This window comes from Bacillus cihuensis (assembly GCF_000504145.1).
GTDB lineage: Bacteria > Bacillota > Bacilli > Bacillales > DSM-1321 > Peribacillus > Peribacillus huizhouensis.
Genome location: NZ_KI632497.1, coordinates 339,393 through 366,254, shown reverse-complemented (window position 1 = coordinate 366,254; position 26,862 = coordinate 339,393). Strand labels below are relative to the sequence as shown.

The window sequence follows — 26,862 nt, the reverse complement described above, 5'->3', positions numbered from 1 at the left end:
AATAGTAAGATACAGTGAAATTTGCCTTTGTGGTTTTCAAAGGTAAGTTTGTGCCCACATGATGTAGGTCACACAGACGAAGACAGTAGAACGCGACTAACAACCATTGGGGGATGAAGAAGACCTCTAATGATTGAAGTTTCACTTTATCCAATCATTCTACATTTTGTTTCCATACTTTAAAGACTTCTAAATCATGTTCAATTTGTTTAAAAGCGAAGGTAAGTACTGCTACATCATCGAGCAAACCGAACCCAAATAGAAAGTCAGGTATGAGATCAATCGGCGAAACGAAATAGGTAATCGCAGCAAATATGATGAGTAAAGTACGGGTTGGGATTTGCTGATAATCACCGGAGATCCAAGCTTTTATCATTTGAAACAGCGTTTGAAGGTTGGTCCAAACTTCTTTCAGCGTTGATTCATTTTTTTTTGCTTTCAAACCTGCTTTTCCTAATAATTTTCCAGCATCTTGCTTATTAGTTGAATAATGTTGCGCCTCTTTTTTAAATAATGATAAGCCTTTTTGAAATTTCTTGTTTAGAAACATAATCCTACCTCCATTCACTTTTCTATACCTACTCTACCCATTATGAATCAAATTAAAGCGCAACTACGGTGTATGTCATATACCCCAAAATGTAAACGGGAAATTCCTCTTAAAAAACTCTTCTACATTATAATCTACCCAGGGATTGACTCTGTACACCCTTAATAAATAGATATCTATTAACCAATAACGATTCTTTCACCACTATTTGAATTCCGATGTAAAAATATAAAAGGTTTTGTCTTTTTTTGCGAATCTATTTACAGACTATGAAAAATTTGTAATAATCCATTAGTATTCAACTATTAACTTGGCAGGAGGAAGCTGAAGTAATCATGAAACCCAGTGCAGTAAAAATGTTTAATGAAATTCAAGAGAAGAGAATCGAAATGCTTCAATTAGCAGAAATGTACGGAATGACAGATGAACTTACGATTCGTTCCAGTCAAGAGCTTGATGTGTTAATAAATGAATATAGTTATGTGCAGAAAAACCATGTTTTTGAAGAAAAGTTTAACGTGAACAATATGATTATGATTGTTCAACAACCATTTTCTTACCTAAGCTAATCTCAGCATCCAGTTGTGAGTACTACATAACCTAAAAACTTCGCAAGTATAAACATCGCATAATTGCCAGATTAATCGAACTATTATCCAATCATCTAAGATGTCTCTCACCTTGAATTCTATCTCAAAAATAGTAGAAAAATCATAGTTTACAACGAAGATAAAAAAAGCTGTTTTCAGAATGTATTCATCCAGTGAAAACAGCTTTTTAATAGGATGCATCACAATGCTAGAGTAAGTATTTTTAACAAGGTACATCCTAATTACTGTCAAATAATGAGTCGGATTTTTCTAAGCGTAATAGAATCGAATTCATCTACATATTTAGAAGAAGGATCATAAATAAAAGTCCAACAATAAAGGAATACGTTGATGTGCGCTCGTTGCCGTCTCCATGGCTTTCGGGTATTAATTCTTTATAAACGATGAATAACATGGCGCCGGCAGCAAAGGCCAATCCATACGATACAAGAAATCCAATGTAAGAGGTAAGGTAGAAGCCGAGCAGTGCGGTAATAATCTCAATCGCACCAGTCAAGGTCGCTACAATAAATGCTTTAAATTTACTAATACGTTGATTGACTAAGAATAATGCAACTAGAAGGCCTTCCGGAGCATTTTGCAAACCAATGGCAAAGGCAATAAGATTGCCTGTTCCTTCAGTATCAGAGGCATAGCTCACACCGACAGAAAGACCTTCTGGGATATTATGTAATGTGATGGCAGTAATGATTAATAATGCTTTTTCATCAAACTCAATTCCTTTTATTGCATGGTCAATATCAATATGGGGAATGTTTTTTTCCAATAATGTTAAAATCAACACTCCGAAGAAAATTCCAACGACAAGCTGGATATATCCGCCTGATGCCAATGATTCTGGAATTAGACTCAAAAGGGATGCGGCCATCATGATCCCTGCTGTAAACGCTAATAAGTTATCGCGAAGTCGGTGTGTTAATGTACCACGCATGAATAGGATAAGCAATGCACCTGCTCCAGTCGACATGGCAGATAGAATGCTGCCAAGTAGTACTTCACTCATAGTGAACCCCTTTTCTTTAGTTAAAAACTGCTGTAAAAATATTCGCTCTATTAATTCGTACATTCAAACATAATTAAAGAATACACTATTTTTGTTGCATATCATTCGGTAGCCATATTCCAAGTAAACCAAGAAGTGGCAAGAATCCGGCCAATTTAATGGTCGTTCCAATACTAATCAAATCTGCTAAGTACCCAAATGCAACAGAGCCAATTGCCCCCATACCAAAGGCGAATCCTACCGTTAAGCCTGCCATTGTTCCAACCTTGCCAGGGAATAGTTCTTGAGCATAGATAACGGTTACTGAGAAACTAGTCATGATGATAAATCCAGCAATTAAAAGTAGAATAATGGCTACATATGCTGGGACAAATGGTAGGAGAATAGTCAGCGGTGCGCTTCCAGCTACCGAAAACAAGATGATATTTTTTCTTCCGTACCGGTCTGCCAAAGGTCCCCCGAAAAATGTTCCAAATGCACCGGCTGCCAAAAATGCAAAAATGAAAATTTGTGACGATCGGATTGAAAATAAATAATCGTTTATTAGAAAAAATGCATAGAAATTCGTCATACATGATATATACCACGAACGTGCGAAAATGATAAACAATACAATCCCTAGTGCGACTACTGCTTTCCCATGAACCTTACCTGCATTTTCATGCGCCTTTTTCCTTGGAAGAGGATAATCATCTAATCTTGACTTATACCATCTGGCAATATATATGAGAATAAGAACTGCACAGAATGCAACAGGTACAAACCAAAGAGCGCCTCTTTGCCCGAATGGGAGAAAGATCAGTGCAGAAATAAGTGGTGCAAGTGCTTGGCCGGTATTTCCTCCTACCTGATAAATCGATTGAGCAAGCCCTCTTTTCGGGCCTCCAGCCATAAAAGCTACTCTTGATCCTTCTGGATGAAAGATTGCAGAACCAATGCCGATTAAGATAACAGAAAAAATGATCATCTCATAAGTAGGTGAAAGAGCGAGCAAACCAATCCCGATAAGTGTGCTCGTTAAACCAATAGGTAATGCGAAGGGAAGTGGTTTCTTATCAGCATACCAACCAATTGCAGGCTGCATTAAGGAAGCGACGATATTTAGAGCGAAGGCAACCATTCCAAGCTGTGTGTAGCTCAAATGCATGGATTTTTCTAGTGTTGGGAACATGGCTGGTACAACAGCCTGAAGGGAATCATTTAATAAATGGCAAAATCCCATGAGAATCAATACCCAATAAGCAGTATTGGAATTTGGTAATTGCTTGTCAACCTTGAGTGAAATTGAGGTCATAATACCACTTCCTTATCAAAATTAATATGTATATATATAGTCTTTCATCAGGTCATACTGTATACAGAACAAGGAGCTTGATATTTTCTTCCTGAGTACTCTTTGCATTATTACAACGTATAAATTTTAGTATAGTAAACTTGATTTGGAAACAGTTAAATTAAACTTAACGTGGAAAATTGACAAAAGGGTGTTTATTTTTTATAATAGCCTTAATTCGAGATATTTAAATTTTGTATATTAAGGTTGTGAATAAAATGGAAAATAATAGCGTGCAGCAATCACTTAAGCTGTTCATTGTATTATCTAGAGCACATCGTTCCATCAATGATGTTGTTAATAAATTTATTGCTGAACAAGGATTAAATCCAACTGAATTTGCCGTGTTGGAACTGTTATATCATAAAGGAGAACAACCTTTGCAGCAAATTGGCGGGAAAATACTTCTTGCTAGTGGTAGCATTACTTATGTAGTAGATAAGCTGGAGAAGAAGAATTACCTACAGCGAGTTGCTTGTAAAGAGGATCGAAGAGTTACTTATGCAAGGATTACTGAAGAAGGGAAACAATTTATTGAAAAGGTGTTTCCAGAACATGAAGAACAAATTGATGAAATTATGAATATTCTTACGCCAGAAGAGAAGCAAATGGCCATCGAGTTCATAAAAAAAATAGGCTTAAATGTAAAGTGAAGATTTGTGAAACCATGGTTTCATACGAGTAAGCCCAAATCGGTACTTTTAGATACTTAGTGATAAAATAGTATATGACCGCTTGCTGTTCATCCATCAAAGGGTTGAACGGCTTTTTTTCATAAAGGCTCTGTTAAAGGTAAATGTTGATATTTTAAACTTCCCCGAAAACTTAGTAATATGTAGTCGTTATAAGGAAGGATGGGTGGCTATGATAAATTCCGATAAATTAGTTTATCCAGCATTCATACAACAGGACGATGAAGGAATATTTTGTGTTTATTTCCCCACTCTGTTTCCTGAATCTGGATGGGACTTTCCGTTAACACGAGGGGAAACAAAACTTAAAGCGATAAAAAGTGCAAAAAAGGATTTGGCATACTCTTTGGCAGGAATCTTATATGATAATGAAGAACTTCCTGATCCTATTCCTATTCAAAGGAACCAATGTTCCCAAGGGATGGAATTAATCGAGGTAGAGACATCGTTCGAACCGTATGCCGAAGAAATAGAGGAGCATTTAAAAGATCGCCATTGGCATATTTGCTATTACGTCGAAGAAAATGATGATTTTATAGAAGCTATTGGGTATAAAAATGAACTAGGGACGTGGGACATTTTTTTTTAGAATTGTTCTGAGGATGAAATTGAAATTTTTGATTCCTACTGCAAAAAAAATCCTGATTATCCTTTACTTTTTACAGTCAAATTAAGCACTGAAGCTGAGGAAAAATTTAATCAATTTGTTGAAGATGTAATTCTAAAGCGAAAGAAGGATTAAACTAATAAATCTTCAACGGGACGTTAATTTTTATGCAATAATTAACATTAAAGATTAAAAGAGCCTCCATTAAAGAAGCCTCTTTTCGTAAAGATTGTTGTTATTAGCAAGAAACCAATTCGAGCAGATGTTGATTGGAGCTGAAATGAGAGACTCCTGCTTAGAGGAGCGTGTTGAGGGAGCCCCCCGCGGAAAGCGAGTTCTTGCCACCGGAAATCAATCGAGGTTGTAGTGTACATATAATTGAAAAGCAACAAAGTATGCAAAAACAGCCTTTTCATAAAAGGATAACGACAACTCCCTTTTAGTTAAAGTAAAAACTTCAATCAGTGTAATGAATCATAGACTAAGTACGCCGCGTCCTCATGTCTTCGTCTGTGTGACCCACATCCTGTGGGCACAAACTTACCTTTAATGACTACAAAGGTAAGTTTTACTGTATTTCACCAATCGGGCTTTTACGGGCAGTTAACCCCCTACGCTTCCTCGATTCCTCCCAGCCTTGAGGTGGGGGTCATATTGCCTGTTAAAGCGGGATAAAATAAATCAGATTAAGAAGGAGTTTAGATGACGTATCGAGAAAAGAAAGTTAAGGTGGATGTAGCAAGTTCAATAGTTCAATCAAACCTTATTTTAATAAAAAGGAAGTGTTTTCATTGAAGTTCGAACAATATGAGTATATACGGCCTAATTTAGAAGAAGTGAAACGAGAATTCACAAGTCTTTTGGAGAAGTTTGAGACAGCTGAAAATGCGGCGAGACAAATAGAAGCGATTGACGAAATTACTCGCTTAAGAAATAACGTAGGAACTATGTTAACGATTTGTTCCATTCGTCATTCGATTGATACAAACGATGAATTTTATAAATTAGAGAATGAATATCTTGATGAACTATCACCAGAAATTGAAGATTTAGTATCTCAATACTATGCCAAACTTGTGAAGGCTAAATATCGTAAAGAACTTGAAGCTGAGTACGGTGCACAGTTGTTTGCATTAGCGGAAGCTCAATTGAAAACCTTCTCGCAAGAAATCATTCCTTTATTGCAGAAGGAAAACAAGCTGTCAAGCGAATATACGCAATTACTAGCTGCTGCAAAAATTGAATTTGAAGGAGAAGAACGGACACTTGCTCAACTTCAGCCATTTACGGAATCGAAAGAGCGAGTAACGAGGAAAAATGCGAGTGAAGCATTTTTTAGTTTTTTTGAAGCAAATGAAAAGAAATTAGACGAGATTTATGACCAACTCGTTAAAGTACGTCACGAAATCGCAGTAAAGCTTGGATATAAGAATTTTGTTGAGCTTGGTTATTATCGTATGGCTAGAACAGACTATAATGCCGAAATGGTTGCTAATTTCCGCAAACAAGTAGAAGAATATATCGTGCCGCTTGTAAGTAAGTTGAAACAACGTCAAAAGCAAAGAATCAATGTGTCTGAGTTAAAATTTTATGATGAGGGATTTGAATTTCAAACCGGAAACGCGGTACCTAAAGGAGATCCGGCTTGGATTGTAGCGAATGGGAAGAAGATGTATAGTGAGCTATCTCCTGAGACAGCAGAATTCTTTAATTATATGCTAGATACTGGATTAATGGATCTCGTTGCTAAAAAAGGAAAAGCTGGTGGCGGATATTGCACAATGATTGAGGATTTTCGGGCACCTTTTATTTTTTCAAATTTTAACGGCACATCAGGTGATATTGACGTTCTAACTCATGAAGCGGGACATGCTTTCCAAGTGTATAGTAGCAGAAATTCGAAGCTCCCTGAGTATTACTGGCCTACATATGAAGCATGTGAAATTCATTCAATGAGTATGGAGTTCCTTACGTGGCCATGGATGGAGCTGTTTTTTGAAGAAGATACAGATAAGTATAAATTCTCTCATTTGGCAGGCGCACTCACTTTCTTACCGTATGGTGTGGCAGTAGATGAATTCCAGCATTATGTCTATGAAAATCCTGAAGCAACACCAGTTGAACGAAAGAAAGCGTGGCGTGAGATAGAGAAAAAATATTTACCGCATCGTGACTATGATGGTGTGGCATTTTTAGAAAAAGGTGGATATTGGCAACGTCAAGGTCATATTTTTAATTCTCCGTTTTATTATATTGATTATACGTTAGCACAAATATGCGCTTTCCAATTTTGGAAACGATCCAGAGAAGATCAAAAGAAAGCATGGGATGATTATTTAAGCCTTTGTAAGCTTGGAGGTAGCCAATCATTTCTCGGTCTCGTTGCATCTGCACATCTAGATTCACCGTTTAATGATGGTACCGTCAAAAATGTTGTCTCTGTCATCGATGAGTGGTTGACATCAATTGATGATGGTAAACTATAAGGTTAAACTTGAATTAGTGGGAGTCTTCTTCATCCCCCACTGGTTGTTAGTCTAGTTCTACTGTCGCCAAGTAATTCGATCAATCGATAGTGCGAACAAAGGTTTAAAGAACTCAGACTAAGTACGCCGCGTCCTGCGGCCATGTCTAAGTGACCCACATCCTGTATGCGCAAACTTTACCTCTGTGTAACTCTGGGTAAGTTTCATTAAATCTCACCAATCGGGTTTTTACTTCAAAAGCGAGATGACTGCTTTAAGGAACGAATACTAAGATCGCTCACGCCCTGTGAGCAACTTAGACACCATCATATCCTGTGAAAGTCCGACAAGCATAAGATGGAATACGTTGTTTACAGCTTTAGTCCTCAGACGGACAGGGAGTGCAACTAGATTAGGCAGTTAATCTCCACTTACGCTTCTTCGAATCCTCTAAGCCTGGAGGTGGAAGGGGAACGGCCCGTTAATGCGGGATAAAAATTGATTTTGACAAATGAGGATGTCCCAAATAGGTCTAACCTTTGTGAATTGGGGCATCCTTTCTTGTTTCAGAAGATAACTAATAAGAGCAGTTGTTTATAAGAATGACAATTACTTGAGCTATTGCTTGTCTTAAATCTCATTGCCTTACATATATATTGTAATGGGGAGGCGAGCGGATGGTTTCAAGATGGACAGGTTCATTTCAGATAGCAGCGGTTTATGTGGGAACAGTTGTCGGAGCAGGGTTTGCCACAGGTAGGGAAATCGCTGAGTTCTTCACTCAATATGGGATGTATGGTTTTTTCGGCATATTGATAGCTGGATATATTTTTATTTTTACTGGTGCAAAAATCATGTTATTATCTTCACGAGCGGCTGTTTCGACATATGAAGAATTCAATCAGTTTTTATTTGGGAAAAAAATTGCTGCATTCGTCAATATGTTATTTATGCTCATGTTAATTGGGGTTACAGCAGTCATGATTTCTGGTGCAGGAGCAGTATTTGAAGAACAGCTAGGTATTTCTAAGAATGTCGGCGTTACTGTAACGATATTATTCGCTACTATGGTATTAATGGGAGGAATGAAAGGGCTGTTCGCAGTCAATTCCTTTGTTGTCCCATTGATGATTTTTTTTAGTGTAATATTATGTATCCTTACAATTAACGAGGGTGGGTTTGTTTCTGCTTTTACAGTAATTCCTGAAGGAAGAAAAACCTTAGATATCGCCATGTCACCATTTGCTTACTCAGCTTTTAATCTGTCTCTCTCTCTCGCCGTATTAGTTCCAGTAGCTTATGAAATTCGTGAGGAAAAGGTATTGAAGCGAGGAGCGATGCTTGGTGGTTTCTTTTTAACTGTAATATTGCTTACGGGGCATTTCTCACTTGTGATGTTGCCTGATTTATTGGATTATTCAATCCCATCAGCAGAATTAATGAAAAATGCAGCGGCCAATCTACATTGGCTATTTGTATTAGTCATTTATGGTGAGATATTTACTTCTGTCATTGGTAATATTTTTGGACTGCAAAAACAAATTCAGAAATATATTAAAGTGCCTGGATTTTTAGTAATGATCGTGATTTGTCTTCTCTCTGCTCTGATAGGCAAGTTTGAATATGGACAATTATTAGGATATTTGTACCCGCTGTTTGGTTACATCACTTTAATTTTTTTAGTACTAGTATGGTTTCGAAATCCTATAAGAAAAAAGCCATGAAACAGGTATACACCTATATCATGGCTTTTGCTTTATTTTTTCATTATTGTTTTACCCATTTGAATGAAGGCATCTCTGTAATCGTGGTCTTTATTTGTAAAAATTGTTATTTTAGATTGATTCTTTTCATCTTTGAAAAGAACAGAACTGACAATGTCATTTCCATTTACTGCTTCATAAACTACTGCATTATCAAGAGAATGTTGGGAAGCGTCAACTGGGGTGATAGTTTCTGAAACGGCAGTCAATTGTGTTTTGGCATCTGCTTCGATTTCATCCCAATTCACGTCAGCAGGATAGTGTTCAATCCGCATGAAAACTTCATCTTGACCAGTCAAAAATAGTACATCCTTATTAGGTTCTTCTGCAGTTAGCTCAAACTCAGGCAGTACATACAAACTGAATGGTTGATTATCGCTGTTTTTTAGGAAAGCCGTTTCTTCTTTTTCCACACCATTTACTTTAAATTTCAAAGGTTGTTCAAGAATACGAGCTGTTTCTCCTTTTTCCTCCGTTGTGGAAGTCTCAGTAGCTTCTTCCTCTTCCTTAGTAGGCTTGTCTTTAGATGAAGTACCATTATCAGTTGAGTCAGTGTTTTCGGTGCTTTCTTTGTTTACCTCACTGCTGTTCTCGTTGGTGTTAGGTGTATTTCCAGTAGTTTCTGTATTTTCCTCTTGATTTTCTACTTTAGGTTCCTTAGCGTTTTCATCATTATTGCCTGTACCACAACCTGTTAGTACAAAAGCTGAAACTGTAAGTCCGGCTAGTACTAATTTCCATTTGTTCATTGCAATAATCTCCTTTCTTGTTTGAGTTTTCCACTTTTTTTAGAATAAAAAGTAATTTCACTATACCATGAATTGTATAGAAATGCTTTTACAATGTTAGTCGATTAGATTAAATAAAGATTACTAAATCCATGGAATCTGTTGCAAAAGAAGAGGGGATGTCCCATGTTCAAAGGGTCTAACCTCGCACACATAGTGATTTAGTGTGCGAGATCAGATTCTTATGTGACACCTTCGATTTTTTAGAACGCTAATGTATTAAGTGGTGTTTTAGAGGGTATAAATTATAGTCAAACTGAATTATGTATTGAGAAAAAAAACTATTTAATGATTTTATAATTTTTATGATTGACAACCGTTTTCTGCTCTAAATCAAAATCTCTGTAATTAGCCATATATGTAACATCAACAATTACTGAATTTTCATTAACCTTTTCTACAATTCCTTGCAAACCGTCACGGAATTCAATGATATTACCTATTTCTGCCTTTTTCATAACTATCAACCATCCTTTTCGTTTCATAATTGTCTTTTTTCTGTGGAAAAGGGGCGGGACTATGCAAGAACAGCTCCGCACCGCCTTCTTCATAAGGTGATACAATTTGAGAACTCGAACCTTTTTCATCGTCGGGTTTAGAGCAGACGCTCATGGATGTTTTTTATGAAGAAAAAGGGTTCAAAGTTAACTTAAATCAGGTACCCAATTAATTGCAAGTTAAACTAGACTTCGTGTAAAAATCTATAAAATCACTGCTCCTCTCCACCAACTTATCCCGCATTAACGGGCAACGGGCAGTAAAACCCCGATTAGTGAGATACAGTGAAACTTACCGCGAGTTACGCAGAGGTAAAGTTTGCGCCCACAGGATTTTGTCACTCAGACGAAGACATGAGGATGCGGCGTACTTAGTCTGAGTTCGTTGAACCTTTGTTGTAGAGTCAATTTATCGAATCGGAGCGAGATATTAGCGAGTCTAGAATGGGACTAACAAACAGTGGGGGATGAAGAAAACCCGCACTGATGAAGTTTCACTTTATTAGAGAGTTAGTAACCTGCTCTATAAAGCTATTCTTCAAACTAAATTGTCGCGAATTAACAACGTGTTGCTTCCTATTAAAACAGCAGTAGAGCGAGTATTCAGTCATTTGGAGATATTCCTGTTGTTAGGTAATCATGCATAGAGCGCTTTCAAAATAATTTTCGAAATACTCTATAAAACTTTACATGGACTTCTTCTATGACTATATTTTCATAAAAACCATTGAATAGTTTACTATACAGTTTGCACTATTTTTTCCCAAACGTAAAGAAGTTGTTTGCAATTATTAATTTCTTTGTATTTTAGATTGAAATATACTCTAAAAATATACGATGATATCTTGACGAATACCGAGTGTTACTTTGAAGCATTATTGAAAAATTGCATGATGCGAAACGATAGCGTATTATAGTACTGGATTTTGGAATTAACCATAAAACGTCTGGGGGATTTGGTTTGGATAGAGAAGAAGTAGAGACGCTCTTGAATCAGCTAGCTAACGGTGAGATTGATGAATTTACCATTACGAAGGACCAGTTTTTAGATTTCCAACTCTTTCTTGTCAAAAGAGAGGATTTCAAACACTTTAGCGGAACAGCAAAACATGGTGGAGAAGTCACTTATCAATACATGGTTGAGCCAAGAAGTTAATCGTATACATTAGCCTGTCTAGATATGCATTTTACTTGCATAAACTAAGACAGGCGTTTCTTTTTTTGAATTTAGGTATGTAAATAGTGTCTAAATGGTTTGAATTCTTGTACTTTATTTTTCTTGCTCCAACCTTATCATCACTTGACTAAATATTGAAACAAGATATGTGCATCTCACTAGCTTTTTGCTTTTCGAAAACCTGCCTTTATTGCCTCTTCCTCATTACAAAACAATTTTTCAGGTTTCGTCTGCTCATAATGCAGACCTCCTTTTACATGATATATTTTTTCTCCTTTCGAGTTAATATTTCCTTTAATTTCAGGATTGGTACAAGCTATAGGGCTTTCGGTTGCTTTCGGTTTTTGTTTCTGATCATTAAAACCAGTACTAGTTGTATAATTTTCGATGGACCAAATACCAATTTCTTTTCGTTGTGCTGTTTCTTGGATTTCGCGGAATTCCTCGATGTATTTCGTATTCGGAGCGAATACATAAGCAACTCTAGCATATCCTTTTTCAAGTAAAAGCTGATTCACCATTTTTTCATCAGCGTAAAGGTAAGCAAGAAGTCTGCCATATTTGTCCCGTTCATTCGTACCAAGCTCTATTTCAACGTCTTTTCCTACTGGTAATAGGTTTTTTACAAAGTTGCTCGCTTCAATCGCAAAAGGTTGGATAGGTTTTGTAGGATGTACGCTTTCAGGTGTATCAACTAGTAAAAGTCTTACGGTTTCTTCTTTACTGTTGTCTAATTTGATTTTTATTGTGTCTCCGTCTACGACACGAACAATTGAAGCTGAAATAGTAGAAGGATTTTCCTCAGGTAAATTGGTTTTGTGGTGGTGCGTGCTTTCGTTTGTATTCTGGCTATTTGAACATCCTATAAGGGTCATACAGCATATAAAAGCAAAGATAGTTAAAAGTTGATTAGTGTAAAATTTCATGGTTACCTCCGTAATATTTGTATAAAAGAAAAAAGTTAGCAGACGAATCTATTGGATTGTAAGTCATATAAAAAAGTTTCTCAAATAAGAATAGTCCCGGCTACTATGAAAAATTAACTATGCAAATATGTATATTACAGTGAGAAAAGTAAAAAACACAATTAAATAGAATTGTGCAATAGAGTATCATAATTACCTATGAATGATTTTGATTGTTTTTGATCGATTCTGCTTAAAATGGTATAATTTTTAATAAATAGATTTTCAGTGATGTAAGCGGTACCTTTCGCGGTGGTGAAAGGTTTCTATCCTATTAAAATAATCAGGTATTTATATAAAGAATAAATTAATGCTGAATAATAGTTGCTTTTATAGAGGATTTCTTGTAGGATTTTCCTTGAAAAAGCAAGGTGAAATCGTTGTTTGATATCTTAAGGAATGCTATTCTTAATATTGATGGAATATGAGATATTTTACATGATAAACATGGAAATGCTTTCATTTTCATTTGTATACTTCTTTGCTTTTTAACATGAAATGACCTACATTGGGTAAAATGACAATATCGCGTCATTTAATGTGGTCATTTGTTTTAGAGTATTAATTTTATTGGAAAAGGGAGATTGATTTTAATGCAACAAAAAACATTCAAAGTAATAGCGGATACTGGAATTCATGCACGACCTGCAACATTGTTAGTTCAAGCATCAGGTAAATTCGATTCTGAAATTAATCTTGAATATAACGGTAAGAAAGTAAATCTTAAATCAATCATGGGCGTTATGTCTCTTGGCGTAGGCAAAGATGCTGAAATTACAATCTCAGCCGAAGGAAGCGACGAGAAAGATGCTCTTAACACGTTAGAAGAAACATTGAAAAAAGAGGGATTAGCTGAATAATGTCAACTTTATTATCCGGCATTGCCGCTTCAAACGGAATAGCGATTGCGAAGGCATATCGGTTAATTGAACCTGAGTTAAAGGTTGAAAAGAATTCGATTGAAAATGTTGCCGACGAGACAGCTCGTTTTAGAGCAGCGGTAGATATGTCGAAAACAGATTTACAGCACATACGAGAAAAAGCAGCAGAAGATTTAGGTGAAGATAAGGCGGCCATTTTTGATGCTCATATGTTGGTTATTTCTGACCCAGAGCTTTTAGGCCCAATCGAAGACAAAATAACATCAGAAAATGTTAATGCTGAGTTTGCTTTGAAGGAAACAGCAGATATGTTTATCACGATGTTTGAACAAATGGATAATGAATATATGAAAGAGCGTGCAGCAGACATCCGTGATGTTACGAAAAGACTTCTTGCACATCTTTTGGGTGTTCAAATTCCGAATCCGAGTATGATTGCAGAAGAAGTGATTGTGATTTCTGAAGATTTGACGCCTTCAGATACAGCTCAATTAAATCGCCAATATGTCAAAGGCTTTACTACAGATATCGGCGGTCGAACGTCACATTCTGCGATCATGGCCCGTTCTATGGAAATTCCTGCTGTTGTTGGTACAAAGGAAGCTACGAAAACGATTCAGAATGGTGATATCGTGATTGTAGACGGATTAAATGGCCAAGTACATATTAATCCTACTCCTGAAATTATTGAACAGTATAAGAAAGAAGCACAAGCATATGAAGCGCAAAAAGCGGAGTGGGCAAAGCTTGTAAATGAACAAACAGTTTCCAAAGACGGACACCACGTTGAATTAGTTGCCAATATTGGTACACCTAAAGACCTTGAAGGTGTAATTAACAACGGTGGTGAAGGGGTCGGTCTTTATCGTACTGAATTCCTTTATATGGGTCGAGAACAGTTGCCAACAGAAGAAGAACAGTTTGAGGCGTATAAAGCAGTATTAGAAGGCTTAAAAGGCAAGCCTGTAGTGGTTCGTACTCTTGATATTGGTGGAGATAAAGAGCTTCCGTATCTAAATTTACCAAAAGAAATGAACCCATTCCTTGGATACCGAGCAATTCGTTTATGCCTGGATCAACAGGAAATCTTCCGTACACAGCTTCGTGCATTATTGCGTGCAAGCCAATATGGTGATTTGAAAATTATGTTCCCGATGATTGCTACACTTGGTGAATTCCGTCAAGCAAAAGCGATTTTAGAAGAAGAAAAACAGCAACTTCTTGCAAAAGGTGTTACTGTGGCTGAAGGCATTGAAGTCGGAATTATGGTAGAAATTCCTTCAACTGCTGTCATGGCTGATACATTTGCGAAAGAAGTTGATTTCTTTAGTATTGGAACGAATGATCTTATCCAATATACAATGGCTGCAGATCGTATGAACGAACGCGTTTCATACTTGTATCAACCGTATAACCCGGCTATTTTACGCCTTGTAAAAATGGTCATTGATGCCGCACATAAAGAAGGTAAATGGGCTGGAATGTGTGGAGAAATGGCTGGGGATGAAACAGCAATCCCTGTATTGCTCGGTTTAGGTCTCGATGAATTTTCAATGAGTGCCACTTCAATATTGAGAGCACGTTCTATAATCAGTAAACTCTCAAAAGAAGAAATGGAAGCATTGGCATTATCAGTCTTAAATCTTGAAACAAATGATGATGTAAAAGCAGCTGTTGAAGCAGCCGTTTCTAAAGCATAAATAAAAATGAGGATGTCCTAAAAAGGGTCTAATCTCACAAACTATATTCCGTTTATTGTGTCGGTTATCCGTCATAAAAACGAAATTTAGTTGAAGTGAATCTGACTCTTTTGCTGGGATATCCTCTTTTTTGAGAGTAGGCTTCATCCGGAGGACGCGGCTTACTTCGTCTGTGATTCATTTAACTTAAGTTCGGTCTATGTTAAAAGCGACATTAGAACGAAACCAACAATCGGTGGTGATAAAGCCCCCAACTTATCGAATTTTCATATTATCCCGCATCTACGGGCAGTAAAACCCCCACTGATTGAAGTTTTACTTTACTGCAAAAAGTTTTCCACTTTAGGGACGCTAAGCTATAATGGTAGTGAAGAGACTAGATGGAGGGGAAGTACATATGGATTTAGGTTTACGTAATAAGAATGCACTCATTATTGCTTCAAGTCAGGGGTTAGGGAAAGCGGTTGCAACACTGCTCGTGAAAGAGGGCGCAAACGTTATGCTTTCTGGAAGGGATGAAAGCAAGTTGAAAACTGTGCAAAGAGAGCTTGAAGAATTAGCAGGAGGTAAAGTGGCTTATTGTGTTACGGATATTACGAAAAATAGTGAGATTGTGAATCTTGTCAATCGAACAAATGCGGAATTCGGTGGCATAGAGCTACTTGTAAACAATGCAGGAGGTCCGAAAGCCGGAGCGTTTAGTGAAATGAGTGATGATGATTGGCAACATTCATTTGAATTGAATCTACTAAGCTATATCCGAATCATTCGTGAAACACTTCCATTCTTGCAAAAGCAGGGCGGGAAGATTGTGAATATAGCTTCTTCATCAATTAAAGAGCCTATTCCAGGGTTGATTTTATCTAATACATTCCGCACTGCCATTGTTGGTCTTTCTAAAACCTTGGCGACAGAATTGGCTAGCGATAACATTTTGATTAATACTGTAGGTCCTGGCCGTATTGCAACGGATAGAGTAGCCCATCTCGATCAAATTAATGCTGATAAGCAAGGTGTCAGTGTAAAAGAAATGGAAGCGAAAATGAAAGCAGCTATTCCTTTGGGACGTTACGGCGAGCCTGAGGAATTTGCAAATTTAGTTACATTTTTGCTTTCTGAGGCAAATTCTTACCTTACCGGACAAACGTATTTAGTAGATGGTGGCTCAATTAAATCAATTTAAAATAAGAGTATCAGTATGTACTAAAATGATAAAGGGGGAAAAGATATGGCACATTTGTCGGAGACAGCAAAAGTAGGGTTTATTGGAACAGGTGTAATGGGTAAAAGTATGGTAAGTAATTTATTGAGAGCAGGTTTTAATGTCACTGTTTATAATCGCACTAAAGAGAAAGCAGCAGATCTTCTGAAAGACGGTGCAAGCTGGGCAGATTCTCCAAAAGAATTAGCAAAACAAACAAATGTCATTATCTCCATTGTTGGGTATCCTAGTGATGTAGAGGAAATTTACCTTGGTGAAGAAGGTATTATCCATTTTGCTGAAGTAAATACGATACTCATTGATATGACAACTTCTACACCCACTCTTGCCCAAAAGATTGCTGCATGTGCAAAGGAAAAAGGTATGTATTCATTAGATGCCCCAGTATCAGGTGGTGATATAGGAGCACGAGATGGCAAGTTAGCAATTATGGTTGGCGGTGAACAAGAGATATTCAATAAGGTATCCGATATTTTTGAAGTTTTAGGTACGAATATTGTATACCAAGGGGAATCAGGTTCAGGTCAACATACAAAGATGTGTAACCAAATTGCGATTGCATCTAATATGATTGGAGTTACTGAGGCAATTATTTATGCAAAAAAAGCTGGCCTTAATCCGGATACTGTATTAAAGAGCATAGCCAATGGCGCAGCGGGCAGTTGGTCACTTTCTAATTTAGCTCCTAGAATGATTCAAGGCGATTTTGAACCAGGTTTCTATATTAAGCATTTTTTGAAAGATATGAAGATTGCGTTGGAAGAAGCTGATCGAATGAATCTACAATTGCCTGGATTAACGCTTGCTAAATCGCTTTATGATCAACTGGTCGAAGCAGGGGAAGAGGATAGAGGTACTCAGGCACTTTATATATATTATCAATAATAAAGTGAAACAACAATCAGTGGGGGGCTTCTCCACTGATTCTTAGTCCCATTCTACTGTCGCTAAGATCTTAGCGCAACGTAAGATAAAGCGGCGCCCCGAACTATTGAAGTAAATATTACGCAATGACCAAACAAAATGAATGATTTCTTCGCAAACTCAATTAAGAGTCTATTAAACAGATTTTTAAATAAGCAAACTTAATGGGACTAAGGGTGTCTAAAAACAAAACGGTGCAAAACCTATTCGACTATATATCGTTTATATGATGAACGTGTCACGATAAACGCTGTATGGAGTGTAAGGTCAGCTCGTTTTGGGACACCTTTAGGTCCCTTTTTTATTAAGGCTCTTTTTCGAAAAGACTGTTGTTTTTAGCAAGTAACAAATTCGATAAGATGTTGATTGTAGTGGAAGGTGCGAGGCTCCTGAAACTGCCCGCGGAAAACGAGTACCTGTAATGTAAATCAACTCAGGATATCATTGTACATATTATTTAAAAGCAATAAAGGATACGAAAACAGCCTTTTAATATAGAAAATTATTTATAGCTGAGAACTATTAGGTTGTTCATTAAGGAACCATTCAATTCTATTTAAAGCTTCTTTCAATAACTCTAGAGAACAGGCGTATGAAAGTCGGAAATATCCCTCACCAAGCTGGGAAAAGGCATCGCCTGGTACTACAGCTACTTTTGTTTTTTCAACAAGCTCTAGGCAAAATGAAAGTGAGGTAGGGTATCTATTTGGAAGTTTAACAAAAAAGTAAAAAGCTCCGTCGGGTTTTACCACTTCAAATCCCATTTGAATTAATCGTTGATAAACATAATCCCTTCGAGACTGATATTCTTTTTTCATTGGTAATGCATCATCAATTCCATCAGTTAAAGCAGCTAAAGCAGCTCGCTGTGAAACGGAAGAGGCACAGGTTACATTATATTGGTGGACTTTCAAGATTTGACTAGAGATCGCTTCGGGTGAGAAAATAAAGCCAATTCTCCAACCGGTCATCGAATGTGACTTAGATACGCCATTTAAAACAATCGTTTGTTCTTTTAAAAATGAGGCAATTGAAATATGCTTTTGATCAAAAACTAGTTCACTATAGATTTCATCAGCGACAATAAATATATCTTGATCACGAACAAGTTCTGCAATATCCTCGAGTTCCTTTGCTGTAAGCGTGACTCCAGTTGGGTTTGAGGGATAAGGTAAGACGATACATCTAGTTTTGCTGTTTATGTATTTTTTTAGTATCTCTGCAGTTAAGCGAAATCCATTTGCTGTCGTATCTGCATAAATGGGAGTAGCCCCACACAGCTTAATTATGGGTTCATACCCAGGGTAGACGGGACCAGGAAGGATAACTTCGACACCTTCTGATAATATGGTTCGAAAGGTTACGTCAATCGCTTCACTTGCACCGGTTGTGACAATGACTTCGTTTGCAGGATGATATTGAAGATTGTATTTTTTCCTAACAAAGTCGCTTGCAGCCGTTCTTAATTCAATAAATCCGGCATTGTGCGAATAGACGGTATAGTTATGATCAATCGCAAGTTTTGCTGAATCTTTAATATGGTCAGGTGTTGGGAAATCTGGCTGGCCGATTGTTAATGAAATGGTATTGTCCATACTAGCTACTAAGTTATAAAATTTTCGAATGCCAGAAATCTCAATCTTTTTTACTCGTGGATTAAGTAAATGTTCCATAAATCAGTTCCCCCTTTTTGTAAGGCTTTTTTATTTTATCATTATCGGATTGAGAGATTCTAGAGAAAGATAAAGAGAAACTTCAATCAGTGGGTTTTTCTTCTTCCCCGCTGATTGTTAGTACCGTTCTACTGTCGCTAAGATCATCGCTTTCGCTTCGATCAATTGACAGTACGTACTAAGGTTCAATGAATCACAGACTAAGTAAGCCACGTACTTTAGTCTTTCGTCTGTGTTACTCACATCCTTTGGGCCTAACTAAACCGCTGAAGATCACAGCGATAAGTTTCACTGTATATCACCAATTTGTTTCCTTTGTGAGCTTGTTCAAAAAGTCTAATGATTTTGATTAAAGCTTCAAAAATCATCTTTTGTGACATTGTACAAAATATATTGAATAATAACAAAATTGATCAAATACGTAAAAAAGATAAGTAAGGATGGATAATGTGATTAGAACATGTGTCATAACGAAAGATAATGGGACGCTTTATAATGTTGAGTTGAATGAGTTGAATGAAATAGAAGCGGCTTGGTATTGGGTTGACTTTGCTAATCCGACTGAAGAAGAATCGTTATTATTGTCGAACTTTTTTCAATTTCATCCGTTAGCAATTGAAGATAGCCGAGATGATTTTAAGCAGCGACCTAAGATAGATTTCTACGAAGATTATGAATTTTTAGTTCTTCATGCATTAAATAAAGAAAATTTAAAAGCGATAGAACTGAATATGTTTATAAGCAAAAAATTTATTGTTACCTATCATAAAGAGGAGGTATTAGAGCTTGAGATAGTTTGGGATTTAATGAATAAAAAAAGCTCAATAAGGAAAGGTCCTTTTTTCCTTATGCATGGTTTGATTGACAAATTAGTTGATGAGTATTTCCCGCTGGTTTATCGAATTGAAGAAGAATTGAACTGGATAGAAGATAATACAAAAAATGAAACGATAGCTGAGTTAATTGAGCGATTATTTGACTTAAGAGCTGAAATGTCAGCACTGAGAAAAACGATTTTGCCGATGAGGGATATGCTATATCGTATGAATTATTCGGATCGATTGAGTTATTTGATGGAGCAGCATTTGTACTTTAATGATATACATGATCATTTGCTTAAATTGGTGGAGATGCTTGAATCTTATCGAGATTTTTCTTCAGATATCCGTGACAGTTACTTGTCCGTAAATTCTAATAGTTTGAACACGACCATGATGACATTGACTGTTATTACAACTATTTTTATGCCATTAACGTTCATTGCAGGGATATACGGAATGAACTTTGATTATATGCCAGAGTTGCACTGGCATTATGGCTATTTTGCAGTAATAGGAATCATGGCTTTAATTTCTGTTTTGATGTGCGGCTTTTTTATTAAAAAAGGTTGGCTTCCGATGCTGAAAATTAGAAGATCATATAAGCGTGGTCGAAATGGATGAATGTGTTTTTAAATAGCTCTTTTCGTAAAGCTTGTTGTTTGTAAGAAGTAACCAATTCGAGCAGATGTTGATTGTTATGGAAGGTGCGAGGCACCTGAGACCGCCGAGGGAATGCGAGTACCTGTAACGGAAATCAACCCCAGGTTGTTAGTATTCATATAATTGAAAAGCAACAAATTATACGAAAACAGTCTTAAATAATGAATATTTTTCTTTTTTATAGATTTATCTTAAGAAATCACTATTACTGCCGAATTAGTAAGTATAAGAATTTTATTAATTGATAGGTTGAATTTACTAAAATATCTTATTGGACGAATCCTAATCATGAAATATTTTAGGGAGAAAGTATAGGAAGGAAGAATAGAATGGACCAAACAAAAGGGATTTTGCTTGAGAGTGGGACAAATGAATTAGAAATAGTTGAATTCGGAATTGGTAATAATAAATTTGGTATTAATGTGATTAAAGTAAAAGAAATTATTAATCCAGTGCCAATTACATATGTACCCCATGCACATAAGAATGTGGAAGGAATCATCGAGCTCAGAAGTGAAGTTCTCCCCGTTGTTGATGTAGCAAAGGCGCTTGGCTTTCCACCATCGGAAAAACCGAAGGACGATAAATTTATTGTTGCAGAATTTAATCAGCAGAAGATTGTTTTTCATGTACATACCGTGACACAAATACACCGTATTTCCTGGAAGCAAATTGAAAAGCCTTCTGACATGTATCAAGGTCTTGAAGGTCAAATTATTGGGGTCATTAAACTAAATGGAGAAATGCTATTACTTCTGGATTTCGAGAAAATTGTTGTAGATATCAACCCTGAATCTGGAATTAATATTCAACAAGTGAAAAAGCTTGGACAGAGGGAGAGGTCCAATAAGAAAATTGTAGTTGCTGAAGATTCACCACTTCTTAGAAAGCTTCTTTATGATACTTTATCAGAAGCAGGTTATGATTTACTCGAATTCTTCGAAAACGGCGAAGATGCCCTACGCTATTTAGAAGGAATCCATCAATCGGGGAAAGACCTTAAGGAAGAAGTGCAGCTTGTGATTACGGACGTAGAAATGCCGCAAATGGACGGTCTTCATTTAACGAAGCGTATTAAAGAAGATAATGAATTTAGTAAGCTTCCTGTTATTATTTTCTCTTCATTAATTACGGATGATTTACGTCATAAAGGAAATATGGTCGGAGCGGATGCACAAGTAAGTAAGCCAGAAATTGCAGAACTCATTCAATTAATTGATAAACATATTCTTTAAAAAAGAAAGATAATGAAACTTCAATCAGTGGTGGGGCTTCATTCCCCACTGATTGTTAGTCCGGTTCTACTGGCGCTAAATCTTCGATAAAGCGTCACTAGAACCGTTTCAGTGAATAACAGACTAAAGTACACTGCGTCCTTTAGTCTTTCGTCTGTGTCTGTGTGTTAATGCGAGATAAATCTTTCAATAGTGGAAATAGGCTGACTAGACAGGTATATGCTTACCTGCAAGTCAGCCTATTAGTTTGTGGATATTTCATTGTGATGGGCAGGAATTGCTTCATGATTGACCGTTCAATTATAGTTTGAAACCTTTCCCTAAAAATGATGAAGGAAATGTATTTTGGAAGCCTGAGTGTGTATTCATTCGCGACTGCTGGCGAGGTCTGCCAACTTGATTACGTGATTTTGGCTCGCTTGCTTTTCCGATATACGATTGCAAAATCTTCTTTGCTCGTGATAAGGATAAAGTGGCTTTTGGATTACGAACCGATGATGATCGGCTTCCTAAGTGAGGGAGTTTTTTTAAATCCTCTCTTGAAGGCGGGAGGTGGAAAATATATTCACCACATTCGACAATTACATCAGATTGTTGCGCTGAATATCTCGGATTATCGGAAAAATGGAGTCCTAATTTTTTCGCTTTCCCTTCAGTAAGCAACTTGTTTAGAGAATGTCGTTTTAATTCGTATAAAGTTTTAGGTTCTGGGGCTGTTTTTGCGTGCTTGTTCACAACAAAGATTGCTTGAGCAAGACTATTAACTGTGTTCATAGAGGCAGGGTCCCCTTTTATATCATCCATATATAAACTCCTTTCCTATAGTGGTCCTACTTATAGTTCATATTATACCATTTTCCAAGTTGAAAGAAAGTAAAAGAGGAATAAGGTAAGAATTTTTATGGGAATTTTAAATAAAGGACAAAACTAACACAACTGCTCTCCGCTAAAGAAAAGAAGAGGTGAAACTTCCCTCTTCTCATTCGGAACTTATTTTGAGTATTGTGGTGATGTATAGATATTAATATTTTCCGATACGCCTGCTTGGGCTCCAAAACTTTGGGGATTTCCTTGATATCCAGGAAACCCTTGATATCCAGGATATCCTTGATATGGATTGTATGCTGGATAAGGATATGGATAAGGAGCTGGGTATGGATAATAATATGGTCGATTAAAAAGTAACGCTCCAGTAGCAAGACCTGCAAGACCTCCAACCACGAATGGAAACAGAAATGGAAAAAAACGCTCGTCTTCACTGTTTCGCGATAGAGCGATTGGATAGTGTTGAAATGATGGATAGTGTTGAAATGATGGGTAGTAATAAGGCTGCATAGGGTTCTCTCCTTTCTCTTATTATTGTATGGTTGTTTTTCTATTTGGAGCCTGTATTAGCATTATCAGTTAAAATGGAGTTTTTAGAGAGGTTGAAGAATGGAGGTACAGCAACAATAGAGAAGGGGATGCAAGCTTCAAACAAAGTTTATGTACTGATTCGAGTTTACTAATGGTATAATATTTGAAAAAATACTTTGTTTTTATAAAGAAGAGGATCGGGCATGCTATATGAATAGAATGCCCGGTAAATTAGTTGCTTATTAATCAGTAAAGGTTTATAGGTCATTGGTTTTCATTAGACTGTAATTCAAATAAAGTAATTTCTGGTCGGGCAAGGAAGCGGTATGGGAGTCTTGTTGTACCGAGTCCTCGATTCACATATAAAGTTAAGTTTTCAAGCTCGTACAATCCTTCAATATATTTCTTCCCGAAAGGGGGCGTCACAAGGGCGCCAGCAAAAGGGACTTGTATTTGTCCAGCGTGACTGTGACCACTTATTTGATATTGCACTGGGTAATCTTTTGCGAATTCAGCAAGGTCGGGTGCATGAGATAATAGGATGGTATAAGCTTTTTCTGGTATACCTAAAAGAGCCTTTTGGATATTTGGAGAACCAAGCATAGCATCATCAATTCCAGCAATATATAATTTATCCCCGTTTATTAATGAAATCGCAGCGTGACTGTTTTGTAATAAAGTGAAACCTGAACGTTCCATGATCTGATTATACATTTTTGATCCGTATCCTCCGTGATCATGATTGCCGTAAATGCTGAATTTTCCTAAGGGAGCTTGAATGTTTTGTAGCAGTGGAATAATCTTGGAATGATGTGGATATTTATTTGGCTCATCCATTAAATCACCAGTGAATAGGACAACATCAGGAGAGAATGTCTGTATTTTTGTTAATACACTCTGCAACTCTTTTAACTGAAATTGAAATCCTAAATGAGTATCACTAAATTGAACAATTTTCATTCCGTTAAAACCTTTCGGAATGAGTGGATGCTGAATCACTATTTCATTAAATTCAATCCAGTTAGGTTCAATATCGTGGGCATAATATTTACCACCTATTCCTGCTCCTGTTAGAGTTAATAAGGTACTTACTGTTTTTTTTAGAAAAGATCTTCTCGTCATGTTATTATTCATTTGTATCAACCTATCTACTTAAATGTCACTTCCTTATACTACCAAACAATATGTATAAACAGAAGGATATATTATTTTTTAAAGTAAAAGTTTTTAGTGAGCTACTCTATCAAATGGAAGCTAGTATACTGATGTTAAAAAACATTCAAGTAGGCAGGGGAGAAGAGATTACTTTCGTGTTTAAATGCGAAATAAAGGACTGCAGTTGAGCAGTTACTCTTTGGCATACGCTTTAAAATTGATGAATGACAAGCGTAAAGTTGAATTTGTAAATCTTTTTACATAGAGAAAAAGTCTAGAGGCTTTGGAACATTTTTGGGGGTAACAAGCATGACACAACCTATGTTGATAACATTTATCATACTTGTATGTACATTTGCACTAATCATACAAGGAAAATTACGTGCAGATCTAGTAGCGCTTATCTCACTTGTGATACTTGGGCTTACCGGTATTTTAAATTTAGAAGAAGCTCTTTCTGGATTTTCAAGTCCGATTGTCATTATGATCGGTTCATTATACGTCGTTGGTGCAGGAATTTCTTTATCCGGTCTAGCTGATAACATTGTAAGTCAATTGACCCAACGCAAAAAAGGCAGCGAAGCTAGAATGATTATTTATGTCATGGCTACTGCTGGATTACTAGGGTCGTTGTTAAGTGGTACGGCAATAATTGCCTTGATGCTTCCAATCGTTACTAGCATGGCTTTAAAGAATAAGAAAAGCCCATCTAGACTTCTGCTTCCCTTAGCTTATGCCACAGGTCTTGGTGGCATGTTAACAATGATTGGGACTACACCTAATTTAGTAGTAAGTGAAATTTTACGATCAAATGAATACGCAAATTTAACTTTATTTGATTTTACGCCTATCGGAATTGTTGCCCTAGTTTCAGGTTTAATTTTTATGCTCACTATAGGAAAAAGGCTCCTTCCAAATCGATTTATTACTTTAAATAACAGTGGTAAGGGTTTATCTGCAAGTGAATTAGCTGGAATGTATAAAGTTTATGATCGATTACATTATCTCTATATTCCATCGGACTCTGATATTGTTGGTGAACGTTTATCTGAGCTAAGACTACCAGTTGATTATGAAATAACGGTCATTGAAATTAAAAGAAAAACAAGAGATAAGCAACTCTCAATCTTAACGAAGTCCCAGAACTTTTCAGCGAAAGCAGATGAAGTGCTATATCCAGAAGATATCATTTTGCTATTTGGAGAAGACGATGCAGTCATGAAGTTTGCAGATGACTTTGAATTGGAGATGAGACCTTTTCAACAAGAAGAGATAAAAAAACATTTCCTTAGTAGTAAGTTTGGGCTAACAGAAGTACTTATCATGCCGCATTCGGATTACGAAAATCAATCCTTGCAAAATGTTCATTTTCGTGAGAAATATCAATGCAGTGTGTTAGCAATTAATCGTAAAGGTGAATATATCCAATCGGAATTAGCTACGGAACAATTAAAACCCGGAGATGCGCTTCTTATTCATGGGGAATGGGAAAACATTGAAAGGGTATCATCTGATTTACAGGACGTCCTAGTTGTAGGAAGTGTATCACTTGAGTCAGAGACATTGGTTTCTAAAAATAAAGCGATGATTGCTGCTGGTATTACCTTACTCATGATGATTATGCTTTCTATTGATTTGATTTCGCCTACTTTATCGATGTCTTTGGCAGCTTTATTAATGATAATAACTGGCTGCCTTCGATCAATCGAGGAGGCTTATCAGAGAATCAATTGGGAATCCGTTATTTTTATCGGCGCGATTATACCTCTCGTACTTGCCTTTGAAAAGTCGGGTGGGGTACTCTTGGTTAGTTCGATAATAGAAAATGTAATTCAATGGGCAGGACCATATGGCTTACTAGGGATCATATATTTACTGACAATGCTATTGAGTTTTTTTATTCCAAATGGTGCCGTAGCAATTATCATTGCTCCGATAGCTTATACACTTGCAGAAAACTTGCAATATAGTCCAACTCCTATATTAATGTGTGTAGCTGTTGCAGCCAGTATGGCATTTTCATCTCCTTCAGTTTCACCATCGAACGCACTTGTGATGACTGCTGGAGAGTATACGCAAAAGGATTTTGCGGTGATCGGTATCTTATTACAACTCTTCATCGGAATAATAATGATTTTTGCCATTCCTTTCTTTTTTCCATTTTAATTTTTGGGGAAGGCATCATAATATAAAGTTGGGTAAGTTAAGAACTGATTGCCCAAAAGGAAAGGGTCAAACCTCGTAATCTAAATACAGTATAAGATACGTGTATGAAACACGTGAAATACTGATTTAGGGTGCGAGGGTTGACCCTTATAAGACAGCCTTGATTAGTCGGTGATGGAAAGAGCTCTTTTCATTTTTTCAATTTCAAATCCAATGATCGTTTCTCCGTTAATGATGACTGTTGGAGTAGAATAGGAACCATATTTTTTAGTTAATTCTTTCATTGCTGCAGAATCTGCTTTGATATCTTTTTCTTGATATGAAATATGATATTCGTTGAAAAACATTTTCACGATTTTACATGGTGGGCAGTCTGGCTGTGTATAAAGTGTAACTTGATTCATCTTTATCCTCCGAATAATTGGTAAGTGGTAAGTGATCTGTCCTAAATATATAAGTAACACTATTATAAATAAAAAGTTTGTACTTGAATAGCAAAACGTTTTTTTTGAAAAAAACTACTAAGATTTCGATATTTTTTTAAAGTTTTTATATACAAAATTAATTTGTTACTCTATCCTTTTAGTAGAACTAGAAAAGGATGAAGAACGTAGTGTT

Annotated in this window: 24 protein-coding genes; 13 read left to right on the top strand and 11 right to left on the bottom strand. The window is 36.6% G+C overall.

The window, feature by feature from the left end:
* Positions 1 to 154: 154 nt before the first annotated feature.
* Positions 155 to 550, bottom strand: a complete 396-nt coding sequence (locus tag V179_RS0119985) for a YkvA family protein (protein ID WP_028393039.1) — start codon at positions 548 to 550, stop codon at positions 155 to 157.
* 335 nt (positions 551 to 885) lie between these two features.
* Between V179_RS0119985 and V179_RS29255 the strand changes: the two genes are divergently transcribed.
* On the top strand, positions 886 to 1,119 hold the full coding sequence (locus V179_RS29255; protein ID WP_051405055.1) for an aspartyl-phosphate phosphatase Spo0E family protein: 234 nt from the start codon (positions 886 to 888) through the stop codon (positions 1,117 to 1,119).
* A gap of 316 nt (positions 1,120 to 1,435) precedes the next feature.
* On the opposite strand, the gene V179_RS0119975 is transcribed toward V179_RS29255, so the two are convergent.
* Entirely contained in the window at positions 1,436 to 2,164 is a 729-nt protein-coding gene (locus V179_RS0119975; RefSeq protein ID WP_028393038.1) for a ZIP family metal transporter, read from the bottom strand.
* 85 nt (positions 2,165 to 2,249) lie between these two features.
* A complete protein-coding gene (locus V179_RS0119970) occupies positions 2,250 to 3,458 on the bottom strand; it encodes an MFS transporter (protein ID WP_028393037.1) in 1,209 nt (402 codons plus the stop codon).
* Between the two features lie 257 nt (positions 3,459 to 3,715).
* Here V179_RS0119970 and V179_RS0119965 point away from each other — a divergent pair, with 257 nt between their 5' ends.
* From V179_RS0119965 to V179_RS0119950, 4 genes are all read left to right on the top strand, one after another.
* Positions 3,716 to 4,150, top strand: coding sequence for a MarR family winged helix-turn-helix transcriptional regulator (locus V179_RS0119965; protein ID WP_028393036.1), 435 nt, complete (start codon positions 3,716 to 3,718; stop codon positions 4,148 to 4,150).
* 211 nt (positions 4,151 to 4,361) lie between these two features.
* Positions 4,362 to 4,778 carry a type II toxin-antitoxin system HicB family antitoxin gene (locus V179_RS28395; protein ID WP_235179171.1) on the top strand — a complete coding sequence of 139 codons (417 nt, stop codon included), beginning with the start codon at positions 4,362 to 4,364 and terminating at the stop codon, positions 4,776 to 4,778.
* A gap of 809 nt (positions 4,779 to 5,587) precedes the next feature.
* Positions 5,588 to 7,282 (top strand): M3 family oligoendopeptidase, encoded by a 1,695-nt coding sequence (locus V179_RS0119955; RefSeq protein ID WP_028393035.1) that lies wholly within the window; start codon positions 5,588 to 5,590, stop codon positions 7,280 to 7,282.
* Positions 7,283 to 7,938: 656 nt separating this feature from the next.
* Complete coding sequence (locus V179_RS0119950) at positions 7,939 to 8,985, top strand: YkvI family membrane protein (protein WP_028393034.1); 1,047 nt, start codon at positions 7,939 to 7,941, stop codon at positions 8,983 to 8,985.
* 32 nt (positions 8,986 to 9,017) lie between these two features.
* On the opposite strand, the gene V179_RS0119945 is transcribed toward V179_RS0119950, so the two are convergent.
* Both V179_RS0119945 and V179_RS30220 read right to left on the bottom strand, forming a co-directional pair.
* On the bottom strand, positions 9,018 to 9,773 hold the full coding sequence (locus V179_RS0119945) for a hypothetical protein (RefSeq protein WP_034302064.1): 756 nt from the start codon (positions 9,771 to 9,773) through the stop codon (positions 9,018 to 9,020).
* Positions 9,774 to 10,093: 320 nt separating this feature from the next.
* Positions 10,094 to 10,270 carry a YkvS family protein gene (locus V179_RS30220; protein WP_082190976.1) on the bottom strand — a complete coding sequence of 59 codons (177 nt, stop codon included), beginning with the start codon at positions 10,268 to 10,270 and terminating at the stop codon, positions 10,094 to 10,096.
* A gap of 1,000 nt (positions 10,271 to 11,270) precedes the next feature.
* Between V179_RS30220 and V179_RS0119935 the strand changes: the two genes are divergently transcribed.
* Positions 11,271 to 11,465 carry a hypothetical protein gene (locus V179_RS0119935; protein ID WP_028393032.1) on the top strand — a complete coding sequence of 65 codons (195 nt, stop codon included), beginning with the start codon at positions 11,271 to 11,273 and terminating at the stop codon, positions 11,463 to 11,465.
* A 179-nt stretch (positions 11,466 to 11,644) separates the two neighbouring features.
* Here the strand turns inward: V179_RS0119935 and V179_RS0119930 are convergent, their stop codons facing one another.
* Entirely contained in the window at positions 11,645 to 12,412 is a 768-nt protein-coding gene (locus tag V179_RS0119930) for a thermonuclease family protein (protein ID WP_028393031.1), read from the bottom strand.
* A 632-nt stretch (positions 12,413 to 13,044) separates the two neighbouring features.
* On the opposite strand from V179_RS0119930, the gene V179_RS0119925 reads away from it, so the two are divergent.
* The 4 genes from V179_RS0119925 (at position 13,045) to V179_RS0119910 (ending at position 17,139) form a co-directional block, all read left to right on the top strand.
* Entirely contained in the window at positions 13,045 to 13,311 is a 267-nt protein-coding gene (locus V179_RS0119925) for a phosphocarrier protein HPr (protein WP_028393030.1), read from the top strand.
* Positions 13,311 to 15,032, top strand: a complete 1,722-nt coding sequence (gene ptsP, locus V179_RS0119920; protein WP_028393029.1) for a phosphoenolpyruvate--protein phosphotransferase — start codon at positions 13,311 to 13,313, stop codon at positions 15,030 to 15,032. Before V179_RS0119925 ends, ptsP begins: the two co-directional genes overlap by 1 nt.
* A 397-nt stretch (positions 15,033 to 15,429) precedes the next feature.
* Complete coding sequence (locus V179_RS0119915; RefSeq protein WP_028393028.1) at positions 15,430 to 16,215, top strand: SDR family oxidoreductase; 786 nt, start codon at positions 15,430 to 15,432, stop codon at positions 16,213 to 16,215.
* Positions 16,216 to 16,260: 45 nt separating this feature from the next.
* On the top strand, positions 16,261 to 17,139 hold the full coding sequence (locus V179_RS0119910) for an NAD(P)-dependent oxidoreductase (protein WP_028393027.1): 879 nt from the start codon (positions 16,261 to 16,263) through the stop codon (positions 17,137 to 17,139).
* Positions 17,140 to 17,684: 545 nt separating this feature from the next.
* On the opposite strand, the gene V179_RS0119905 is transcribed toward V179_RS0119910, so the two are convergent.
* On the bottom strand, positions 17,685 to 18,851 hold the full coding sequence (locus tag V179_RS0119905) for an aminotransferase A (RefSeq protein WP_028393026.1): 1,167 nt from the start codon (positions 18,849 to 18,851) through the stop codon (positions 17,685 to 17,687).
* Between the two features lie 440 nt (positions 18,852 to 19,291).
* Here V179_RS0119905 and corA point away from each other — a divergent pair, with 440 nt between their 5' ends.
* Both corA and V179_RS0119895 read left to right on the top strand, forming a co-directional pair.
* Complete coding sequence (gene corA / locus V179_RS0119900) at positions 19,292 to 20,293, top strand: magnesium/cobalt transporter CorA (RefSeq protein WP_051405054.1); 1,002 nt, start codon at positions 19,292 to 19,294, stop codon at positions 20,291 to 20,293.
* A 368-nt stretch (positions 20,294 to 20,661) separates the two neighbouring features.
* Positions 20,662 to 21,567, top strand: coding sequence for a chemotaxis protein (locus tag V179_RS0119895; protein WP_028393024.1), 906 nt, complete (start codon positions 20,662 to 20,664; stop codon positions 21,565 to 21,567).
* 300 nt (positions 21,568 to 21,867) lie between these two features.
* On the opposite strand, the gene V179_RS28390 is transcribed toward V179_RS0119895, so the two are convergent.
* The 3 genes from V179_RS28390 to V179_RS0119880 all read right to left on the bottom strand — a co-directional run bounded on the left by V179_RS28390 (position 21,868) and on the right by V179_RS0119880 (position 24,057).
* Positions 21,868 to 22,371, bottom strand: a complete 504-nt coding sequence (locus V179_RS28390) for a YkyB family protein (protein WP_051405053.1) — start codon at positions 22,369 to 22,371, stop codon at positions 21,868 to 21,870.
* A gap of 186 nt (positions 22,372 to 22,557) precedes the next feature.
* Positions 22,558 to 22,902 carry a hypothetical protein gene (locus V179_RS31380; RefSeq protein ID WP_034302061.1) on the bottom strand — a complete coding sequence of 115 codons (345 nt, stop codon included), beginning with the start codon at positions 22,900 to 22,902 and terminating at the stop codon, positions 22,558 to 22,560.
* Between the two features lie 285 nt (positions 22,903 to 23,187).
* Entirely contained in the window at positions 23,188 to 24,057 is an 870-nt protein-coding gene (locus V179_RS0119880) for a metallophosphoesterase (protein ID WP_028393023.1), read from the bottom strand.
* 330 nt (positions 24,058 to 24,387) lie between these two features.
* Here V179_RS0119880 and V179_RS0119875 point away from each other — a divergent pair, with 330 nt between their 5' ends.
* Positions 24,388 to 26,244: an SLC13 family permease gene (locus tag V179_RS0119875; protein ID WP_028393022.1), complete on the top strand. Its 1,857-nt coding sequence runs from the start codon at positions 24,388 to 24,390 to the stop codon at positions 26,242 to 26,244.
* Positions 26,245 to 26,408: 164 nt separating this feature from the next.
* Here V179_RS0119875 and V179_RS0119870 read toward each other — a convergent pair whose 3' ends face one another.
* Positions 26,409 to 26,648: a glutaredoxin domain-containing protein gene (locus V179_RS0119870; RefSeq protein ID WP_028393021.1), complete on the bottom strand. Its 240-nt coding sequence runs from the start codon at positions 26,646 to 26,648 to the stop codon at positions 26,409 to 26,411.
* Positions 26,649 to 26,862: the final 214 nt, after the last annotated feature.

Coding starts and splice junctions, on each gene's coding strand:
- V179_RS28390 (WP_051405053.1), bottom strand. CDS start 22,371: ATGGATGATATAAAAGGGGACCCTGCCTCTATGAACACAGTTAATAGT.
- V179_RS0119910 (WP_028393027.1), top strand. CDS start 16,261: ATGGCACATTTGTCGGAGACAGCAAAAGTAGGGTTTATTGGAACAGGT.
- V179_RS0119905 (WP_028393026.1), bottom strand. CDS start 18,851: ATGGAACATTTACTTAATCCACGAGTAAAAAAGATTGAGATTTCTGGC.
- V179_RS0119975 (WP_028393038.1), bottom strand. CDS start 2,164: ATGAGTGAAGTACTACTTGGCAGCATTCTATCTGCCATGTCGACTGGA.
- V179_RS0119880 (WP_028393023.1), bottom strand. CDS start 24,057: ATGAATAATAACATGACGAGAAGATCTTTTCTAAAAAAAACAGTAAGT.
- V179_RS31380 (WP_034302061.1), bottom strand. CDS start 22,902: ATGCAGCCTTATTACTACCCATCATTTCAACACTATCCATCATTTCAA.
- V179_RS0119970 (WP_028393037.1), bottom strand. CDS start 3,458: ATGACCTCAATTTCACTCAAGGTTGACAAGCAATTACCAAATTCCAAT.
- V179_RS0119930 (WP_028393031.1), bottom strand. CDS start 12,412: ATGAAATTTTACACTAATCAACTTTTAACTATCTTTGCTTTTATATGC.
- V179_RS0119875 (WP_028393022.1), top strand. CDS start 24,388: ATGACACAACCTATGTTGATAACATTTATCATACTTGTATGTACATTT.
- V179_RS30220 (WP_082190976.1), bottom strand. CDS start 10,270: ATGAAAAAGGCAGAAATAGGTAATATCATTGAATTCCGTGACGGTTTG.
- V179_RS0119915 (WP_028393028.1), top strand. CDS start 15,430: ATGGATTTAGGTTTACGTAATAAGAATGCACTCATTATTGCTTCAAGT.
- V179_RS0119895 (WP_028393024.1), top strand. CDS start 20,662: ATGGACCAAACAAAAGGGATTTTGCTTGAGAGTGGGACAAATGAATTA.
- corA (WP_051405054.1), top strand. CDS start 19,292: ATGGATAATGTGATTAGAACATGTGTCATAACGAAAGATAATGGGACG.
- V179_RS0119950 (WP_028393034.1), top strand. CDS start 7,939: ATGGTTTCAAGATGGACAGGTTCATTTCAGATAGCAGCGGTTTATGTG.
- V179_RS0119925 (WP_028393030.1), top strand. CDS start 13,045: ATGCAACAAAAAACATTCAAAGTAATAGCGGATACTGGAATTCATGCA.
- V179_RS29255 (WP_051405055.1), top strand. CDS start 886: ATGAAACCCAGTGCAGTAAAAATGTTTAATGAAATTCAAGAGAAGAGA.
- V179_RS0119870 (WP_028393021.1), bottom strand. CDS start 26,648: ATGAATCAAGTTACACTTTATACACAGCCAGACTGCCCACCATGTAAA.
- V179_RS0119965 (WP_028393036.1), top strand. CDS start 3,716: ATGGAAAATAATAGCGTGCAGCAATCACTTAAGCTGTTCATTGTATTA.
- V179_RS0119985 (WP_028393039.1), bottom strand. CDS start 550: ATGTTTCTAAACAAGAAATTTCAAAAAGGCTTATCATTATTTAAAAAA.
- V179_RS0119945 (WP_034302064.1), bottom strand. CDS start 9,773: ATGAACAAATGGAAATTAGTACTAGCCGGACTTACAGTTTCAGCTTTT.
- V179_RS28395 (WP_235179171.1), top strand. CDS start 4,362: ATGATAAATTCCGATAAATTAGTTTATCCAGCATTCATACAACAGGAC.
- ptsP (WP_028393029.1), top strand. CDS start 13,311: ATGTCAACTTTATTATCCGGCATTGCCGCTTCAAACGGAATAGCGATT.